The following is a 15,766-nucleotide window of genomic DNA, read 5'->3' as shown; positions in this document are numbered from 1 at the left end:
CGGAATCGTGAAGCCGATTGAGGATTGACAACATGATTGAAGACGCTGGCGTGGCGCTGGTGACGGGTGGAGCGAGAAGGATCGGCAAGGCGATCGTTGAGGATCTGGCCGCGCACGGCTTTGCCGTCGCCATCCACGCCAACCGTTCTGGAGCCGAGGCCGAGACCCTGGCCAGCCGCATCGGGGAGAAGGGCGGCCGCGCCGCCGTGGTTGCCGCCGACCTCACCGACATGGACGCGGTCGGGGATCTCGTCGGCCGTTCCGAGGCCGCCCTTGGCCCGGTCACGCTGCTCGTCAACAATGCCTCTTTGTTCGTCGACGACCGTATCGAGGATCTCGACTGGCAGGCCTGGGACCGCCACTTCGCCATCCATGTGAAGACGCCGGCTCTGCTTGCGCAGAATTTTGCCCGTGCCTTGCCGGAAGGCGCCGACGGGCTGATCGTCAACATCATCGACCAGCGTGTCTGGCGGCCGACGCCGCGCTATTTCTCCTATGCGCTGTCGAAGTCGGCGCTGTGGACGCAGACCCAGATGCTGGCGCAGGCGCTGGGGCCCCGCATTCGCGTCAACGCCATCGGTCCCGGCCCGACGCTGAAGAACAAGCGCCAGGACGACGATGATTTCGGCAAGCAGGTCGAAGGCCTGATCCTGAAGCGCGGCCCGCAATTGCCGGAATTCGGCGCCACCATCCGCTATCTCTGGGAGGCGCGCTCCGTCACCGGCCAGATGATCGCGCTTGATGGCGGCCAGCATCTTGCATGGCAGACGCCCGATGTGACAGGCATGGTGGAATGAGTCCCACAGCCAAAAGAAACGGCGCCGCCGACGATTTGCCGCCCAATGTCGACCCCGATATCGACATTGAGGATGAAGCAGCGGAGGAGATCGTCGAGCCGGAAGCGGTTCCCACCGGTCCGGATGTCGCCTTCACCGCGATCGACTGGACGCCGCATGCCGGCGATGCCGACGGCATGGTCGGCGCCGAGGTGATCCAGACTTTCGTCAAGCGGCTGCCCAATCAGCCTGGCGTCTACCGCATGATGAATGCGGCCGGTGACGTGCTCTATGTCGGCAAGGCGCGCAGCCTGAAGAAGCGCGTCACCAACTATGCGCAGGGGCGCTTCCACACCGCCCGCATCGGCCGCATGGTGCGCGAGACGGCGACGATGGAGTTCGTCGTCACCCGCACCGAGATCGAGGCGCTGCTGCTCGAGGCCAACCTCATCAAGCGGCTGAGGCCCCGCTTCAACGTGCTGATGCGGGACGACAAATCGTTCCCTTACATTCTGCTCACCGGCGACCATGTCTCGCCCGGCATCTACAAGCATCGCGGCGCGCGCTCGCGCAAGGGCGACTATTTCGGTCCCTTCGCGTCGGCCGGAGCGGTCGGGCGCACCATCAATTCGCTGCAGCGCGCCTTCCTGTTGCGGAGCTGCACGGATTCCTTCTACGAGAACCGCACGCGGCCCTGCCTGCTCTATCAGATCAAGCGCTGCGCCGGCCCTTGCACCGGCGAGATCTCGCATCAGGGCTACGCCGGGCTGGTCGCCGAGGCGAAGGATTTTCTCTCCGGCCGCAGCCAGAAGGTGAAGACCGAGATTTCGGCCGCCATGCAGCAGGCCTCGGCAGAGCTCGATTTCGAGCGCGCCGCCATCTATCGCGATCGCCTGGCGGCGCTCTCGCATGTGCAGGCGCATCAGGGCATCAACCCGCAGACGGTCGAGGAGGCGGACGTCTTCGCCATCCACCAGGAAGGCGGCCAGACCTGCATCCAGGTCTTCTTCTTCCGCACCGGCCAAAACTGGGGCAACCGCGCTTATTTCCCCAAGGCCGATCCGGCGCTGGAGCCGGCAGAGGTGCTGGGCTCTTTCCTGGCGCAGTTCTACGACGACAAATTGCCGGCTCGGACGCTGCTTCTCTCTCAAGCGGTGCAGGAGCAGGAGCTGCTCGCCGAGGCGCTCTCCACCCGCGCCGGCCGCAGGGTAGCGATCTCGGTGCCGCAGCGCGGCGAGAAGAAGGATCTGACCGACCACGCGCTGCAGAACGCCCGCGAGGCGCTCGGCCGCAGGCTGGCGGAAACCTCGACCCAGGCGCGGCTGCTCACGGGCTTTGCCGAAACCTTCGGCCTGGAAAAGCCGCCGGTGCGTATCGAGGTCTACGACAACTCGCACATCATGGGCACCAACGCGGTTGGCGCCATGGTCGTCGCCGGGCCGGAAGGTTTCGTGAAGAACCAGTACCGCAAGTTCAATATACGCTCGACCGAGATCACGCCGGGCGACGATTTCGGCATGATGCGCGAGGTGATGGAGCGGCGCTTCTCACGGCTGCTCAGGGAACACGGCGACGCGCAGTCTCCGGATGAGGGCGGCGCGGAAGCCGAGGACGGTGCGGCCGATGACCTTGTCGGCGGAAACGGCAGCTTCCCGGCCTGGCCGGATGTCATCCTCATCGACGGCGGCCAGGGCCAGATGACGGCGGTGCGCAAGATCTTGTCCGATCTCGGCATCGAGGACCGCGTCGTCGCCATCGGCATAGCCAAAGGACCGGACCGCGACGCCGGGCGCGAGCGCTTCTTCGTCAAGGGCAGGGACTCTTTCATGCTGCCGGTGCGCGACCCGGTACTTTATTTCGTCCAGCGCCTACGCGACGAGGTGCACCGCTTCGCCATCGGCTCGCACCGTGCCCGCCGCAAGAAGGAGATGGTGAAAAGCCCGCTCGACGAGATCGCCGGCATCGGTCCAGGCCGGAAGCGGGCGCTGCTGCTTGCTTTCGGCACCGCCAAGGCGGTCAGCCGCGCCGGGGTCGAGGACCTGGTCAAGGTCGATGGCATTTCCGAGCATGTGGCGAAGCTGGTCTACAACCATTTTCATGACAGCTGACCATTCTTGCGCCTATTTTCAGGCGACCAATCGAATCTCGCCTGTTGACCCCCCACATTGGCTTCTGATTTGAGTACGCAGGCGGAGAAGAGTTCCCGATCAGACATGGCCCAGCGCGCTTTCAACCTGCCGAACATCCTCACCTACGCCCGCATCATCGCGGTGCCGCTGGTGGTGCTGTGCTTTTTCCTCGAAGGCCATCTGAAGTCGTCCGACTTCGCCCGCTGGTCGGCGCTGGTCATTTTCCTGCTCGCCTCCATCACCGACTATTTCGACGGCTATTTCGCGCGCGCCTGGCAGCAGACCTCCAACATCGGCAAGATGCTGGACCCGATCGCCGACAAGCTTCTGGTCGCGACCTGCCTGCTTTTGCTTGCCGCCGATACCGACCGCCATGCAGGCATCGCCGGCTGGTCGCTCTGGGCGGCGATCATCATCCTGTGCCGCGAGATCCTGGTCTCGGGGCTGCGCGAATATCTGGCCGCGCTGAAAGTGTCGGTACCGGTGACGCAGCTCGCCAAATGGAAGACCACCATCCAGATGGTCGCCATCGCCTTCCTGCTCGTCGGCCCGGCCGGCGACAAGATCTTCCCGCTGACCACCCAGATCGGCCTGGTGCTGCTGTGGATCGCGGCGCTCGTCACCCTCTACACCGGCTACGATTATTTCCGCGCCGGCCTGAAACACATCATGGACGAGTGATATGTCCACCAAGCTCATCTATTTCGCCTGGGTACGCGAGCGGATCGGCAAGCCGGAAGAGGATGTCGAGCTGCCGGCCGGCATCGAGACCGTCGCCGACCTTTTGCGCTGGCTGAGGTCGCGCGGCGCGGAATACGAAAACGCGCTGCAATATCCGGACGTCATCCGCGTCGCCATCAACCAGGAACATGTCGGTCACCGCGACAAAATCGCGGGCGCGCGCGAGATCGCGCTGTTTCCGCCGATGACCGGGGGCTGAGATGGCGGACGCCGTCGTGCCGGCCATCCGCGTCCAGCGCGAGGATTTCGACGTCGCCGCCGAGATCGCCGCCCTGACGAAGGGCCGCGCCGACATCGGCGCCGTAGTCACCTTCTCCGGCCTCTGCCGCGACGAAGAGGGCGCGCTCGCGGCGCTCGAGCTCGAGCATTATCCCGGCATGGCCGAGGCCGAGATCGGCCGCATCGCCGCCGAGGCAATTGCGCGCTGGCCGCTGCAGGGGCTCACCGTCATCCACCGTCACGGCAAGATCGCGCCCGGCGAGAATATCGTGCTGGTGGTGGCCGCCTCCGCGCACCGGCAGGCGGCCTTCGAGGCGGCGAATTTCCTGATGGACTACCTGAAGTCGCGCGCGCCTTTCTGGAAGAAGGAGCACCGTGCCGACGGCTCCGAGGGCGGCTGGGTGGAAGCCAAGGAAGCCGACGACGAAGCCGCCGACCGTTGGAAGGTATCAGACCGGTAAATTCCGGCCGCGGTCATTGATTGACCGCAATCCTTCCCGACCTTGCAAATCGGTTTGATTTGCTTGGCGGAGCAGGGTCATGCTGGACAGGATTGCGGAATTCTTCATCTTCGGCCTGGTGCCGCTGTTGGTCGGCGTGCTTGCCGTGCCGGAGCTCACCAGTGCCGCCGAAAAGAAGCTGACAGGTGAAGTTACCTATCGCGAGCGCATCGCGCTGCCGCCCGATGCGGTGCTTTCGGTCGAGCTCGCCGATATTTCGCTGGCTGACGCGCCGGCGACGATCGTCGGCCAGCGCAAGATCGTGCCGGCCGGCCAGGTGCCGATCAAATTCGAGATCAGCTTCGACCCCACCGCAATCAAGCCCGGCAGGACCTATGCGCTGCAGGCCCGCATTACCGTCGACGGCCGGCTGTTGTTCACCACCGACACGCGCCATCAGGTCGATCCGCTGGATGGCAAGCCGCAAATCCTCGTGCTGAAGATGGCGGCGCCCGCCACCGAACCAGATACCGCGGCGCTCTACGGCCAAAGCTGGCTCATAGAGTATATCGACGGCATCGGTGTCATCGCCGAACCGCAGGCGACGTTCCGCGTCGGCGAAGCTGGCAAGGCGGGCGGCAAGGGCCCGTGCAACACCTACTTCGCCACCGCCACGGTGGAAGGGAACAAGATCGCCATCGGCGACATCGGCTCGACCAAGATGGCCTGCGCGCCGGATGTGATGGCGCAGGAGCGGGCGCTGTTCAACGCGCTCGGCAAGGCGGCGTCATACCATGTCGACGCCGGCAAGCTCCTCATCGCCGACAAGGACGACCGCGTGATCCTGCGCTTCAATGCCGCGAGCTGAGGTCTCGACGGACGCTTGAGGCGTCCGCGCGAAGAATCGCGAAGCAGCGTCTCGCGTCCGCACCGGGAATAATCCGCACCGCAGATGCGTTGACTTTCCCATAAGGCGGGCAGGCAAAAGGGACGATGTCCCTTCACTGAAGCCGCCAGACCGAATGCGCGGCTCGATCTGGCCACTCAAAGGAGACCAGATATGAAAAAACACGCGCTCATCCTTGCCGCCGCCGGTGTATCGCTGATTGCCTTCGCCGGCTTTGCCAGGGCGGACGACCACCTGTTCAATGCCACCCTGCATGGCCTAAGCCCCGACGGCCAGCCTTTCCAGACCAACAAGGCCGGCCACAGCGGCGACCTCGCGCCCGGGCAGGGCAGTCCGTTCACCGGCGAGGAGACCAAGACGCCGGCCACCGACACCGACGCGGCGAACGATCATGCGAATGTGAAAGAGCGCCAAGCGAAATAACATCGGCCCGCCGCGGGGGGCGGCGGGTTTTCTTGCTGCGGAGCGGGCTGTCGTGAGACAGCTAGCGCGGAGCGGTTCCTGGCATCGAACAGTCGAACGTCACGGTCCCCGGTCTTGGATAGGAAGCGAACTTGGGTCGCGCCGGCTGGCCGGCGATCTCGAGAAGCAGCTTCCGGCGGATCGCGACTTCGAACATGGCGAGATCGTCGATTCCGATCACGAATGCGTCCGGTCCGCCTATCACGCAATGCTCGTAGTAGAGCGACAGATACTGCCCGCCGAAGGATTGAAAACCATTGGAGCCGGCGCCCGGCAGCGACACCGGCAGGCCGTTGATGGTGATACCCAGGCCTGTCAGCATATCCCGTATCGGCCCGACCGGCGGACCGGCATTGTTCGGGCCATCGCCGGATATGTCGATCACCCGGCGCCCGGCCGCAGCTTGGCTATGCGCCAACAGACCGGCCGCCGCCAGCAGGCCGCCCGAGATCGACGTGCCAGCCTCGGCGGCGATCGGCTTCGTGGCGAGGGCGTCTGCAAAGCGCTTGGCTTGCTCCGGACTGCCGAGGATTGTCCATGGAAGGAGGACGGTCTGATGCCCCGGCCCGGCCCACTCAAGATAAGAGACCGCGATCGCGCCATACATGCCCGATCCAATCGCCCTTGCAATGTCGGGATGACGAAATGCGCTGACGTAGCCATCGCGCTGGATCTGCTGCTCGCGAAGACTCATCGAGGAGGATACGTCGACGGCGAGGACAAGTTCGAGATCAACGCCGCTCTTTTCGAGCCCTGAGGCCGCCAATTGCGAGCAGGGGATACTGGCGAGGACTGCCAATGCCAAAGGACAAGATCCTGGCGGCCGTGGTCGCGGGATGGGTTTATTTTTCCGACCAAACATCTTCGCCATCCGGCACAGCCCGCCGCTCGGGCGCGATATCGGCTATTCGGATGGGAAATATGCGTTGGCAGATGGTTGCGCGCTTCACCTGAACGGGTGAAGGCGGTCAATGCCGTGACGGCGTGCCCAAGCGCGCGAGCAACGCCGTGAGCTCGGCCTGGCGGTGCGTTCCCGTTTTGGCGAGTATCGCCCTAAGCTGGGTTCGGGCCGTCTCACGCCCAATCGCCAGTCGCGCGCTTGCTGCCTTGATGCCGTCGCCTGTGGTAAGGCTGGACGCCAGCCGCGCCTCGGCCGCCGTGAGATGGAAAGCCTGGCGCAGCAACCGCGCCGATGGCGACTGTTGGCCGACGAGATCGGTGAAGCAAAGCAGAAAATCGCCGCCATTGAACAGATCGCGCGCGAAGGACGTCATCGGCACGACCTCGGCTAGCAGCCAGAACGATCCGTCGCGGGTGACGACTTCCGGCTCTGCCAGAAACGTTTCATCCTGCGCGCATGCAACGGCAGCCTGAATCATCCTTTGAAGACGTGAATCGCTCTCGCGATCTGTCGCGTGGATGCGACCATGCCGGACCACGATGCCGGAACCAAACAAGCTGCCGGCGTGCTCGTTGCAACGCCTCAGCCAGCCACGGCTATCGAGCAGTGCTGCGGCGCAGTTGAACTGGTCGAGCACGGCCAGTGCCGGGTCGAGCGAAACATCCCAGATCTTCTCGGCCAGACTAATGATGCGGGCCAGGTCCGGCGCCACGCGCAGGAACTGATCGGCCTCGGACATGTCAAAAGGACACCCCTTTTTGGCATCGCGGTACATCGACAGCACCCATTTGCGTCGCCTGACCGGGAAGACAACTGCGGCCCACAATTCGCGATGCCCCGGACGCGCTGTCTCCTGATAATAGGGCAGGAACCTTCTTTCCTCCGGCGTGGAGATTTCGTCTTCAACGGTGAAGCAGGGCACCGGTTTCGGCAGCCGCGGCTCCCTTTCCGGATGCGGGTCGGGCGCGTCTCGGGCGTTCTCGACCCAGAGCTCCGTGAATTCGGCGTGTTCCAGTGAGTCCGGCGTCGGTCTGGTTCGCTTGCGTTGATCGCTGCGGAACGGATGCGTGTTATCGTGGGTGCGGATAGCGCAACTCGTCACGCCCAGGGAATCGGCCAGGTTTTGCAGGGCCCGTGGCCACCGCCCGAATTCGAAGGCGGCGTCGTAGCAATCCTCGATCGCGGCCGCAATTCCCCGGTTGGCAGCCATTTGACTGACCTTTGTGATGGATGGGCTACCGCACATCCATATTAGCACAGGCTTACGGGTGCGAAAAATCACAAGCAAACAAGGCGATGCAGCGGCGGCCGTAGTCAAAGTACGATGTCCTCGGAGTGAGTTGTGAATCACGGCCTTTGTCGTTCCATTGCAAATTCATGGCATCGCCATTTCGACGCGCCTGCCAACTTCTTCCAGCCGATTGACCGGGATGGCGGAAGCACCTAATTTGCCGGTGCAAAATGGGGATGGGGTTCCCCCGAAACCGCCCGTTTGGGCTGATGACTCCTGCCAGGCGTGCTTTCGCGCGGCGGGGTCTGTTTTTCCGCTCGCGACATGCCTGTCTTCTGCGACGTGATTCCTGCGCGGAATCGCCTTTGGAAAGGCATTGAAGCGATGACCCTTGCGGCTTGCGCCCTGGTCCTGACCGGCGGATTTTGCGGCGGCATTTCCCGCTTCTTCCTGTCGGGCCTTGTCGGCCGCAGCGTCGGCGAGACTTTTCCCTGGGGCACGCTGGCGGTCAACGTCTCCGGCGCGCTCGCCATCGGCGCCTTCGCCGGCGCGGCGCGGGCGATCGGCGGCGTCTTCTCCGCCGAACTGGTGCGTGACCTGATCGTGGTCGGCCTGTTCGGCGGCTACACAACGGTCTCGTCCTTCTGCCTGCAGACACTGAACCTGGCGCTCGATGGCGAGCGGCGTCTCGCCTTCTTCAACGCCGCCGCCTCGGCGGCGCTCTGCATGCTTGCCGTTGCGCTCGGCTTTTGGGCTGTCGTGCGGATGGCGGGGTAGGGCGTCATGTCAGGAAACGACAGGCAGACAGAGTTCCGCCTCTATCTCTCGGTCGGCTGCGGTGCGGCGATCGGCTCGCTGGTGCGCTTTCTCTCAGCCTATGTAATCGTCTCGCTGCTGGGCTTGAGCGCGCTTTACGCCACTGCCTTCGTCAACGTGGTCGGCTCCTTTGTGATCATGCTCTTCGCCACGCTGACCCGGCCGGACGGACGCCTGATGGTCGGCCCGGTCGGCCGCCAGTTCGTCACCGGCGGCTTCTGCGGCGGCCTCACCACCTTCTCGGCCATGAGCCTCGACACCTTCATCCTGCTTTTCGAGGGCGACCTCGGCCTCGCCGCGACCTATCTTGTCAGTGTGGTGGTGCTGTCGCTTGCTTCGGCCTGGCTCGGCTATCTCATGGCGGCCAGGTTCAACCGCTTGCCGATCACCAGGTGATCAGGGAGGAGAACATGGAACTTCCCAGCCAATGCGTGCTGCTCAGGATCTTCTTTGGCGAGGACGACAGGGCGGCCGACGGCACGCCGCTGCACGAGGCGATCGTCATCAAGGCACGCGAAACCGGCATGGCGGGCGCGACCGTGCTCAGGGGGCCGCTCGGATTCGGCCGTTCGAGCGTGCTCCATACCGCCAAGATCCTGCGGCTGTCGCAGGACCTGCCCATCGTCGTCGAGATCGTCGATGCGCCGGAGAAGATCGATGCGCTGATCCCTCAGATCAAGGCGCTGACCAACAGCTGCCTGATTACCAGGGAGAAGGTCGAGGTTATCCGCTACGGCGACGGGGATTGAACCCGACTGACCATTCGATCAGCCATGGCGAAGACGGCGACCGATCGTGTCTTCGTCGAAAATGCCGGCCGAAAACAGCCTCATGGCCTGGACCGCCAGCTCCGATGCCTCCGGGCTGCCGGGGATAATGCCCCGCTCTTCGCAGACCTGGTCATAGATACGCTTCAACAAGACGAGATCGTCCGGATACGCAACGCCGCTTTTGGAAACATGGTGACTGGTCATGCTTCCCTCCTACTCACGGGCGGAAGCGCGATGGTCGCTCACAGCCGGCGACGCCCTTGTCATCTGTCGCCGATCAGCTTCACGTAGGGCGCCTTTGCCTGCCCGCCCAGTCCATTGCGACAAAAAAGGCGGCCCGAGGCCGCCTTCATTGCAAAGCCGAAACTTCCGGCTCAGCCGACGATTTCGGTGTCGGAGAACCAGTAGCGGATCTCCTGCGCGGCTGTTTCCGGCGCGTCCGAGCCGTGCACCGAATTCTCGCCGATCGACAGCGCATGCACCTTGCGGATGGTGCCCTCGGCGGCGTTGGCCGGGTTGGTGGCGCCCATCACATCGCGGTTCTTGGCAATGGCGTTTTCGCCCTCCAGCACCTGCACGATTGTCGGGCCCGACGACATGAATTCGACCAGCTCGCCGAAGAACGGGCGATCCTTGTGGACGGCGTAGAAGCCTTCGGCCTCGCGGCGGCTCATCCACACGCGGCGGGACGCGATGACGCGCAGGCCCGCGTCTTCCAGCATCTTGGTGATGGCGCCGGTCAGATTGCGCTTGGTCGCGTCGGGCTTGATCATGGAGAAGGTGCGTTCGATCGCCATTGGGTCGTCCTTGTTCTGGGAATGGAAATTGGAGTGGCGGGCTCTATACAAGCCGCTTGGCGGCTTGCCAAGGGGAGGCGGCTTGCCTCGCCTGCTCTGGCCAAAGCGTGCTCGTTGCGCGACAATGCAGCGCTTGCACGCGCAAGCCAAAAGCGATCCCGCCAGGGACCCGGAGGCAGACAATGAACTGGCCTCACCTCAGACCAGGTGACATCACCGGCGTTCTGTTCGTGGTCGTCCTTGTTGGTATCGTCGTCCTTCTGCTGCTGCTTTTTCGCGGCCTGAAGCGGAACGAGAATTTCGGTTTCGGCCCGGAATGGCAGTGCACGCAGATGGAGCAGGGCGATCCGATCTGCGTCAGGCTGGTCGACAACGATACGCCAAACAAGGATGCGCCGAGATAGATGCTAAAGCTCGACCTCTATGGTCAATGCCGCTATGTCGCCGGCCTTCAGCCCTTCACGCTGTCGCACCGAGGCTTTGACCGGTAGAAGCAGGCTGCCCGACGTCTTGTCGGGGAAGAGCGATGTGCTCCATCTTGTCTTGCCGATGACGGCCGTCACGCCGAGCGAGCCCCAGGGCCGCGCCAACCCCGCCATCGCCGCCTTGATCCGCGCCGCGAACTCGGGCGGCAGCGTCACGAAATGCCAACCGCCCTTGCCGGGATAGACCCAGATCTCGGCCTGCATCTCATAACGCAGCATCACGATCCTGCCGCTCGCGGCCTCCTGATGCATGTCGCCCAAAAGTGCGTAGCGGTTTTGGGAGAACGACATGCATCAAAAGCAAGGACTTCTGCATGTCGCCCAAAAGTGCGTAGCGGTTTTGGGAGAACGACATGCATCAAAAGCAAAGACTTCCGTCACGCCGCCGCCGCAACCTGCCGGCCGATCCCGCCATGCAGGTCGAGGCAGCGCTCGAACCATTGGGACACGCTGTCGCTGTCGTCGAGCAGCCGGTAGGGCGAGGCGACGCGCGCCCATTGCAGCGCGCCGAAGACGATGTAATCGGCAAACAGCGGCGAGGCTCCCCCGATGAAGGGCTGGTAGCTGAACATCGAGCGCAGCGGCTCCAGCGAGGCGCGGAAGCCGGCGAGCCCTCCGTCGCGGCCGGCCACCACCTCTTCCAGTCGCTTGCCGTAGCGCTGTTCGCGGTTCTCGCGGAAATAGGCGGCGTTCGTCTCATCCTGCATGGCGTTGAGATCGGTGAGCGCCACCGTGGCGATGTAAGGGTGGATGGTGAACTGCGACCAGCGCTCGATGAAGCGCGCCGTCGCCTTGCCGCCTTCGCCGGAAAACAGCGTCGGCCGCTCGGGATAGGCCTCGTCGAGATAAAGCGCGATGGCGAAGGAGTCGGCTATGACGCGATCGCCGTCGCGGATCACCGGCACCGTCTTCGACACGCCGTCTTCCACCTTAGGCACTTCCAGGAAGCGCGTCGGCACCTTGGTGGCGTCGAGCCCCTTGTGGGCCAACGCCATCTTGGTCTTCCAGCAATGCGGACTGAACGGGCGCTGGGCGTCGTGGCCGACGAGGTCATAGAACAGAATGGTCATTGTCGTTCCTGCGGGTTACGAAGAGCCGGGATTCGTTGCGAACCGGATGGAAGAATGAAACAGCATTTCATGATGTTTGCGGCCTACAATCAATGGGCCAATGCGCGCATCTACGATGCCGCTGCCGATCTCAGCGACGAGGAATTCAATCGCGATACCGGCGCCTTCTTCGGCTCTATGATGGGAACGCTCAACCATATCCTGACCGCCGACCGTATCTGGATGAAGCGTTTCACTGGCGAGGGACACGCACCGTCGTCACTTGACGCCATTCTTTACAAGGCGTTGCAACCTTTGCGCACCGCGCGCGAGGCGGAGGACAAACGGATCATGGACTGGGTCGGCGGCATGAGCGAGAAGGCGCTCGCCGGCCGCTTCTCCTACATGACACTTTCCGACATGCGCACCGTCTCGCAGCGGCTGGCGCCGGCGCTCAGCCATTTCTTCAATCATCAGACCCATCACCGCGGCCAGGCGCATATGTGCCTCACCGTGCTAGGCCGGCCTTCCGTGCCGCTCGACCTGATGCTGTTCCAGCGCGCCGAGGAAGGCCGCGCCTACGCCTGAGGTTGCGCCGCGGCGATGCCGGTCGCGCCTCGCCTCAGCTACTGTTGATCAAACTCAAACATTAAGGAAAAGTCGTATTGCATTTTAGAACAACGAATTTTTCCCTGGAAAATAGGGAACCCTGACCGGTTCCATTCGTATTCCCTCGTTCCCCCTCGCACAGGCATGCGCACGGACACAGTGCTCCGGCGATGCGGTGCGCAAAAGTATGGCAACGAAGGAGAATGCCATGAATGGTATCGTAGCGAAAATCGCCGGCATATTGGTCGGCGGCATCGCCATTCTCGCCGTGCCGGCGAATGCTGCTGGAATTGGTGTCGGCGCATCCACCGGCGGCGGCATCAGCACCGGTCTTGGCGGCTCGACCGGTCTCGGCACCGGCCTTGGCAGCAATATCGGTGGCGTCGGCGTGGGCAGCTCGGGCGGTTTGAACACCGGCGCGGGAACCTCGATCGGCGGTTCAACCGGTCTCGACATCGGCTTTGGCATCGATATCGGCGGCGTCGGTTCGGGTAGCTCCGGCGGCTTGAACACCGGCGCAGGGACCTCGATTGGCGGCACCGCTGGCACCGGCACTTCGTTCGGTGCGACGGGCGGCGTCGGCGGTGCCACCGTAGGCGGCTCTGGCGGCTTCAACGCCGGCACGGGCGCTTCGGTTGGCGGCTCCATGGGGGCCACCACCGGTCCCGACGCCTTGTTTGGTGGAGTGGATGGCCTCGGCGCCGGCCGATAAGGCAATTAATTTAAGGAAAGCGCCCGAGCGGAGCGAGAAGGTTCAGAGTCGAGAAAGCCGCCGGCGGGCTTTCTCGACCGCCACGCCTCTGGTCCTTGGCTGCTGGTTAACCAAGCTTGCACTGAAGCTAATGTATTAGGACTTCGTTTGTGCTCGCGCTGCACAATGAGTGAGTTGCAGTGGGAGCAATGACATGCGCATCGATTTGTCTGCCACCAGTTGGGGCAGGGTCGCGCTGGTCACCGTCGCCGGCACGGCTTTCTTCATTGCGGCTGCTTTCTTTGTCGATTCCTTCAATTTTCCCTCGCTATCGCCCGATGCCCTGCTTTGGGCCAAGCTCACCGACCTGTTCCTGCCGCTTGTGCTTGGCGGCTCCTTCCTGTTCTTCCTGATGTGGAAGATGCGCCAGCTGGCGATCGCCCAGAAGGAGCTCAGCATTGTCGCCGCGACCGACAGCCTGACGGCGGTCTTCAACCGCGGCGCCTTCTCGATGCTGGTCGAGGCCTATCTCGATCAGGCGCGCAGCCATGTAGTCGCCGATGCCGGCGCGCTGCTGATCGTCGACGCCGATCATTTCAAGTCGATCAACGATCGTCTTGGCCACGATTGCGGCGACCAGGCGCTGAAGCTGATCGCCAGGACGATCCAGGGCCAGCTCCACGGCGCCGACATCGTCGGACGCATCGGCGGCGAGGAATTCGCGGTCTTTCTTCCGGGCGCCGACGCGACGCGCTCCTTCCTGGTCGCGGAGACGATCAGGCTGCGCATCCGCGAGGCCGAGTTCGCGCCCGGCGGGCAGTCATACCCGCTCTCGGTCAGCATCGGCGGCATCGCCTTCAGCGGGCCCACCACCTATCACGACATGTTCAAGGTCGCCGACAGGCATCTCTACAAGGCGAAGTCGAACGGACGCGACCAGGTGAGCTTCGAAAGCCCGCGTGGCGTACGGTCGGACGACGTCGCCGGCACGTTCCATTGATCGGCTCCTCGCGGCAGAGACCTGGCCTGCATCACCGGTGGTTGCGGTTGAGCAGCGGCCTGTACCGGCGGATCAGCTGGCGCTGGACGTCGATATACGGCCTGATCAGGCCGGCTGCCGTCAATGTCGGCTCAGGCTGATGCACGACTGCCGTCAGCATGCCATGCGCGGTCAGCAGGCCCAGCCACTTCAACGCTTCCCATTTCGGCGTTGTGCCGCCGCGTCCGGCCAAGCTCCGGTTGATGTAGCCTGGATAGGAGAGCAGGCGCTTGCCCGCCGATGAGCCGCAAGTGCCGATCCTGACCGGCTTGCCGTCGGCAGTGATCCAGGCATAGACGGCCTCGCTGAACTCGCACGCCTTCTGGTCCGTGATCGTGACGCGGATCGACGTTTTGTCCCGGGCGAGCCTCATTTCCGCCGCCGGCTTGAACTGGTCGCGATCGAGAAACATTCGCCCCCCGCAGCATGTCCGCAAACCTGCATGGGGAGTGCGAATGTTCTGTGCGATGTTTCACGCAACGGGCGGTTCTGTGCGATGTTTCACGTAGCGGCCTGTTCCATGCGATGTTTCACGCAGCGCCGGAAAAGTTTCCGGCGGAGGCAGCGGCATGCAGTCGGAAGGTCAGGTTGAACGAAAAAAACCCGCCCGAGAGTCGTCCCAGGCGGGTTTTGTCAGGGCCTCTGTCGGCCGTGCCGGCCGGCTGATTTCAGCTTGCGAGGCCGCTATGGCCGCGCGCGGCTGGTTTCACCGAGACGATCGGCTGGTCCGCCGGCCACAGGATGCCGGCGGTCACCGCGAAGGTGATCAGCGCGTCGCGCGCCGATTCGGCGGAGATGTCTCCGGCCCGCGCGGCTTCGCAAGCCTTCGCCGCGGCGCCGTAGCTCAGCCGCCGGCGCGACGGCGGGAACTCGGTCAGCAACTCGTGCATGCCTGACAGCGAGGCGATCATGCGCTTATGGCCGGCGCCGACACTGACCGCGACCGGGGTGAAGAACATCCTGTCGTGCATTTCGACCTCTCGAATTGGAGCAGAGGACAGCGGGCTGCCAGCCTCGGTCTTGGGGTAGGACGCCACACAACGCGCCTTGCGGCGGGAGGTTCCGTCGTTGGAGATCTTTTCCACCTGCCTTCCGGAGGGCAGACGTTATGGGCCGGAGCCGGCTGTGATTGTCGCTTCCGTCGGAGGTTGCGGGATCTGGTAGTGCGCCGACAGCACCAGCAGGAGGATCGCGACCCCTGCGATCAATGCCGCGACAATGTTGACGAAGAGCTGGCCGGCCAGCTCGCCGAGCCGTTGCCGCCAACTCATCGCCGATGGGATCAAGCGCATTTTCCACCTGTTCTCATGGGTGTTTCGAGGCCCGCGTCACGCTTCGGTGACTGCGCTCCGAGCTTGCCCTCACCAGCCTCTGTGGAGGCCGCAGCTCCAGACCCTCTTCACGACCAGGCGATGATGACGCCAGCGCTTGTGCACCCTGACCATGCAGTCGCGATTGTGGCGATGGCTGCGCCAGTCGCGCATCTCATATCGGCCTCTGTAGCGCCAGCTGTCGTCGCGCATATGATGACGGCGCCAATAGTAGCCGTCATTATACCTGCCCATGCCGTCATCGGTGGTGATGGTCAGGCTCGTAGCCTGTGTCGGAACCGTCACTGGCGCCAAGGTAGCCACGCCCAGGATGGCGGCGAGAATGAGATTCTTCATAACTGCCTCCTTGCATTAGATTTTACTAACGGAAATC

Annotated in this window: 24 protein-coding genes and 1 riboswitch; of the genes, 14 read left to right on the top strand and 10 right to left on the bottom strand. The window is 63.7% G+C overall.

What is annotated here, in order from left to right:
- Positions 1–32 precede the first annotated feature (32 nt).
- The 7 genes from ABID26_RS01665 to ABID26_RS01635 all read left to right on the top strand — a co-directional run bounded on the left by ABID26_RS01665 (position 33) and on the right by ABID26_RS01635 (position 5,635).
- Positions 33–797 (top strand): SDR family oxidoreductase, encoded by a 765-nt coding sequence (locus ABID26_RS01665; RefSeq protein ID WP_126101089.1) that lies wholly within the window; start codon positions 33–35, stop codon positions 795–797.
- Complete coding sequence (uvrC, locus tag ABID26_RS01660) at positions 794–2,884, top strand: excinuclease ABC subunit UvrC (RefSeq protein WP_354413465.1); 2,091 nt, start codon at positions 794–796, stop codon at positions 2,882–2,884. The genes ABID26_RS01665 and uvrC overlap by 4 nt, the downstream gene beginning before the upstream one ends.
- Before the next feature lie 105 nt (positions 2,885–2,989).
- Positions 2,990–3,586, top strand: coding sequence for a CDP-diacylglycerol--glycerol-3-phosphate 3-phosphatidyltransferase (pgsA, locus tag ABID26_RS01655; RefSeq protein WP_059186210.1), 597 nt, complete (start codon positions 2,990–2,992; stop codon positions 3,584–3,586).
- A 1-nt stretch (position 3,587) separates the two neighbouring features.
- A complete protein-coding gene (gene moaD, locus ABID26_RS01650; RefSeq protein WP_354413461.1) occupies positions 3,588–3,845 on the top strand; it encodes a molybdopterin converting factor subunit 1 in 258 nt (85 codons plus the stop codon).
- Position 3,846: 1 nt separating this feature from the next.
- The gene (locus ABID26_RS01645; protein WP_354413459.1) at positions 3,847–4,326 is read left to right on the top strand and encodes a molybdenum cofactor biosynthesis protein MoaE; all 480 of its coding nucleotides are present in this window, start codon (positions 3,847–3,849) and stop codon (positions 4,324–4,326) included.
- 79 nt (positions 4,327–4,405) lie between these two features.
- Positions 4,406–5,173 carry a YbaY family lipoprotein gene (locus ABID26_RS01640; RefSeq protein ID WP_354413456.1) on the top strand — a complete coding sequence of 256 codons (768 nt, stop codon included), beginning with the start codon at positions 4,406–4,408 and terminating at the stop codon, positions 5,171–5,173.
- A gap of 192 nt (positions 5,174–5,365) precedes the next feature.
- Complete coding sequence (locus ABID26_RS01635; protein WP_126101084.1) at positions 5,366–5,635, top strand: hypothetical protein; 270 nt, start codon at positions 5,366–5,368, stop codon at positions 5,633–5,635.
- A 61-nt stretch (positions 5,636–5,696) separates the two neighbouring features.
- On the opposite strand, the gene ABID26_RS01630 is transcribed toward ABID26_RS01635, so the two are convergent.
- Complete coding sequence (locus tag ABID26_RS01630) at positions 5,697–6,545, bottom strand: DUF1194 domain-containing protein (protein WP_354413454.1); 849 nt, start codon at positions 6,543–6,545, stop codon at positions 5,697–5,699.
- A gap of 97 nt (positions 6,546–6,642) precedes the next feature.
- Positions 6,643–7,785 carry a helix-turn-helix transcriptional regulator gene (locus tag ABID26_RS01625; protein WP_354413451.1) on the bottom strand — a complete coding sequence of 381 codons (1,143 nt, stop codon included), beginning with the start codon at positions 7,783–7,785 and terminating at the stop codon, positions 6,643–6,645.
- 244 nt (positions 7,786–8,029) lie between these two features.
- Positions 8,030–8,092: riboswitch (Fluoride riboswitch) on the top strand.
- A gap of 98 nt (positions 8,093–8,190) precedes the next feature.
- Here ABID26_RS01625 and crcB (ABID26_RS01620) point away from each other — a divergent pair.
- The 3 genes from crcB (ABID26_RS01620) to ABID26_RS01610 are packed head-to-tail and all read left to right on the top strand — an operon-like array spanning position 8,191 to position 9,371.
- On the top strand, positions 8,191–8,583 hold the full coding sequence (gene crcB, locus ABID26_RS01620; protein WP_354413449.1) for a fluoride efflux transporter CrcB: 393 nt from the start codon (positions 8,191–8,193) through the stop codon (positions 8,581–8,583).
- 6 nt (positions 8,584–8,589) lie between these two features.
- Entirely contained in the window at positions 8,590–9,018 is a 429-nt protein-coding gene (gene crcB / locus ABID26_RS01615; RefSeq protein ID WP_126101080.1) for a fluoride efflux transporter CrcB, read from the top strand.
- Between the two features lie 14 nt (positions 9,019–9,032).
- Positions 9,033–9,371, top strand: coding sequence for a DUF190 domain-containing protein (locus ABID26_RS01610; protein WP_126101079.1), 339 nt, complete (start codon positions 9,033–9,035; stop codon positions 9,369–9,371).
- An 18-nt stretch (positions 9,372–9,389) separates the two neighbouring features.
- Here ABID26_RS01610 and ABID26_RS01605 read toward each other — a convergent pair whose 3' ends face one another.
- Positions 9,390–9,596, bottom strand: a complete 207-nt coding sequence (locus ABID26_RS01605) for a hypothetical protein (protein ID WP_292300247.1) — start codon at positions 9,594–9,596, stop codon at positions 9,390–9,392.
- Positions 9,597–9,766: 170 nt separating this feature from the next.
- A complete protein-coding gene (ndk, locus tag ABID26_RS01600) occupies positions 9,767–10,189 on the bottom strand; it encodes a nucleoside-diphosphate kinase (RefSeq protein WP_095808731.1) in 423 nt (140 codons plus the stop codon).
- 182 nt (positions 10,190–10,371) lie between these two features.
- Here ndk and ABID26_RS01595 point away from each other — a divergent pair, with 182 nt between their 5' ends.
- Complete coding sequence (locus ABID26_RS01595; protein WP_126101077.1) at positions 10,372–10,593, top strand: hypothetical protein; 222 nt, start codon at positions 10,372–10,374, stop codon at positions 10,591–10,593.
- A gap of 3 nt (positions 10,594–10,596) precedes the next feature.
- Here ABID26_RS01595 and ABID26_RS01590 read toward each other — a convergent pair whose 3' ends face one another.
- Together ABID26_RS01590 and ABID26_RS01585 are read right to left on the bottom strand one after the other, a co-directional pair.
- Positions 10,597–10,965 carry a DUF1905 domain-containing protein gene (locus tag ABID26_RS01590; RefSeq protein WP_354413443.1) on the bottom strand — a complete coding sequence of 123 codons (369 nt, stop codon included), beginning with the start codon at positions 10,963–10,965 and terminating at the stop codon, positions 10,597–10,599.
- 86 nt (positions 10,966–11,051) lie between these two features.
- Positions 11,052–11,744: a glutathione S-transferase family protein gene (locus tag ABID26_RS01585; protein WP_354413441.1), complete on the bottom strand. Its 693-nt coding sequence runs from the start codon at positions 11,742–11,744 to the stop codon at positions 11,052–11,054.
- A gap of 54 nt (positions 11,745–11,798) precedes the next feature.
- Here ABID26_RS01585 and ABID26_RS01580 point away from each other — a divergent pair, with 54 nt between their 5' ends.
- The 3 genes from ABID26_RS01580 to ABID26_RS01570 all read left to right on the top strand — a co-directional run bounded on the left by ABID26_RS01580 (position 11,799) and on the right by ABID26_RS01570 (position 14,023).
- Complete coding sequence (locus ABID26_RS01580) at positions 11,799–12,311, top strand: DinB family protein (RefSeq protein ID WP_292300254.1); 513 nt, start codon at positions 11,799–11,801, stop codon at positions 12,309–12,311.
- Between the two features lie 229 nt (positions 12,312–12,540).
- Positions 12,541–13,044, top strand: a complete 504-nt coding sequence (locus tag ABID26_RS01575; RefSeq protein WP_292300256.1) for a hypothetical protein — start codon at positions 12,541–12,543, stop codon at positions 13,042–13,044.
- Positions 13,045–13,237: 193 nt separating this feature from the next.
- A complete protein-coding gene (locus ABID26_RS01570; protein WP_292300258.1) occupies positions 13,238–14,023 on the top strand; it encodes a GGDEF domain-containing protein in 786 nt (261 codons plus the stop codon).
- A 31-nt stretch (positions 14,024–14,054) separates the two neighbouring features.
- Here ABID26_RS01570 and ABID26_RS01565 read toward each other — a convergent pair whose 3' ends face one another.
- From ABID26_RS01565 to ABID26_RS01550, 4 genes are all read right to left on the bottom strand, one after another.
- Positions 14,055–14,474 (bottom strand): hypothetical protein, encoded by a 420-nt coding sequence (locus ABID26_RS01565; protein ID WP_292300259.1) that lies wholly within the window; start codon positions 14,472–14,474, stop codon positions 14,055–14,057.
- A 256-nt stretch (positions 14,475–14,730) separates the two neighbouring features.
- On the bottom strand, positions 14,731–15,147 hold the full coding sequence (locus tag ABID26_RS01560) for a DUF982 domain-containing protein (RefSeq protein ID WP_292300261.1): 417 nt from the start codon (positions 15,145–15,147) through the stop codon (positions 14,731–14,733).
- A gap of 21 nt (positions 15,148–15,168) precedes the next feature.
- Positions 15,169–15,354: a hypothetical protein gene (locus tag ABID26_RS01555; protein WP_126101070.1), complete on the bottom strand. Its 186-nt coding sequence runs from the start codon at positions 15,352–15,354 to the stop codon at positions 15,169–15,171.
- A 69-nt stretch (positions 15,355–15,423) separates the two neighbouring features.
- Positions 15,424–15,729, bottom strand: coding sequence for a hypothetical protein (locus ABID26_RS01550; protein WP_354413435.1), 306 nt, complete (start codon positions 15,727–15,729; stop codon positions 15,424–15,426).
- Positions 15,730–15,766: the final 37 nt, after the last annotated feature.

This window comes from Mesorhizobium shonense, assembly GCF_040545255.1.
GTDB lineage: Bacteria > Pseudomonadota > Alphaproteobacteria > Rhizobiales > Rhizobiaceae > Mesorhizobium > Mesorhizobium shonense.
This window is presented reverse-complemented; position numbering and strand designations above follow the sequence as displayed.

Bases quoted from the DNA above. Each gene is read 5' to 3' on its own strand.
- ABID26_RS01665 (WP_126101089.1), top strand. From the start codon at position 33: ATGATTGAAGACGCTGGCGTGGCGCTGGTGACGGGTGGAGCGAGAAGG.
- uvrC (WP_354413465.1), top strand. From the start codon at position 794: ATGAGTCCCACAGCCAAAAGAAACGGCGCCGCCGACGATTTGCCGCCC.
- pgsA (WP_059186210.1), top strand. From the start codon at position 2,990: ATGGCCCAGCGCGCTTTCAACCTGCCGAACATCCTCACCTACGCCCGC.
- moaD (WP_354413461.1), top strand. From the start codon at position 3,588: ATGTCCACCAAGCTCATCTATTTCGCCTGGGTACGCGAGCGGATCGGC.
- ABID26_RS01645 (WP_354413459.1), top strand. From the start codon at position 3,847: ATGGCGGACGCCGTCGTGCCGGCCATCCGCGTCCAGCGCGAGGATTTC.
- ABID26_RS01640 (WP_354413456.1), top strand. From the start codon at position 4,406: ATGCTGGACAGGATTGCGGAATTCTTCATCTTCGGCCTGGTGCCGCTG.
- ABID26_RS01635 (WP_126101084.1), top strand. From the start codon at position 5,366: ATGAAAAAACACGCGCTCATCCTTGCCGCCGCCGGTGTATCGCTGATT.
- ABID26_RS01630 (WP_354413454.1), bottom strand. From the start codon at position 6,545: ATGGCGAAGATGTTTGGTCGGAAAAATAAACCCATCCCGCGACCACGG.
- ABID26_RS01625 (WP_354413451.1), bottom strand. From the start codon at position 7,785: ATGGCTGCCAACCGGGGAATTGCGGCCGCGATCGAGGATTGCTACGAC.
- crcB (WP_354413449.1), top strand. From the start codon at position 8,191: ATGACCCTTGCGGCTTGCGCCCTGGTCCTGACCGGCGGATTTTGCGGC.
- crcB (WP_126101080.1), top strand. From the start codon at position 8,590: ATGTCAGGAAACGACAGGCAGACAGAGTTCCGCCTCTATCTCTCGGTC.
- ABID26_RS01610 (WP_126101079.1), top strand. From the start codon at position 9,033: ATGGAACTTCCCAGCCAATGCGTGCTGCTCAGGATCTTCTTTGGCGAG.
- ABID26_RS01605 (WP_292300247.1), bottom strand. From the start codon at position 9,596: ATGACCAGTCACCATGTTTCCAAAAGCGGCGTTGCGTATCCGGACGAT.
- ndk (WP_095808731.1), bottom strand. From the start codon at position 10,189: ATGGCGATCGAACGCACCTTCTCCATGATCAAGCCCGACGCGACCAAG.
- ABID26_RS01595 (WP_126101077.1), top strand. From the start codon at position 10,372: ATGAACTGGCCTCACCTCAGACCAGGTGACATCACCGGCGTTCTGTTC.
- ABID26_RS01590 (WP_354413443.1), bottom strand. From the start codon at position 10,965: ATGTCGTTCTCCCAAAACCGCTACGCACTTTTGGGCGACATGCATCAG.
- ABID26_RS01585 (WP_354413441.1), bottom strand. From the start codon at position 11,744: ATGACCATTCTGTTCTATGACCTCGTCGGCCACGACGCCCAGCGCCCG.
- ABID26_RS01580 (WP_292300254.1), top strand. From the start codon at position 11,799: ATGAAACAGCATTTCATGATGTTTGCGGCCTACAATCAATGGGCCAAT.
- ABID26_RS01575 (WP_292300256.1), top strand. From the start codon at position 12,541: ATGAATGGTATCGTAGCGAAAATCGCCGGCATATTGGTCGGCGGCATC.
- ABID26_RS01570 (WP_292300258.1), top strand. From the start codon at position 13,238: ATGCGCATCGATTTGTCTGCCACCAGTTGGGGCAGGGTCGCGCTGGTC.
- ABID26_RS01565 (WP_292300259.1), bottom strand. From the start codon at position 14,474: ATGTTTCTCGATCGCGACCAGTTCAAGCCGGCGGCGGAAATGAGGCTC.
- ABID26_RS01555 (WP_126101070.1), bottom strand. From the start codon at position 15,354: ATGCGCTTGATCCCATCGGCGATGAGTTGGCGGCAACGGCTCGGCGAG.
- ABID26_RS01550 (WP_354413435.1), bottom strand. From the start codon at position 15,729: ATGAAGAATCTCATTCTCGCCGCCATCCTGGGCGTGGCTACCTTGGCG.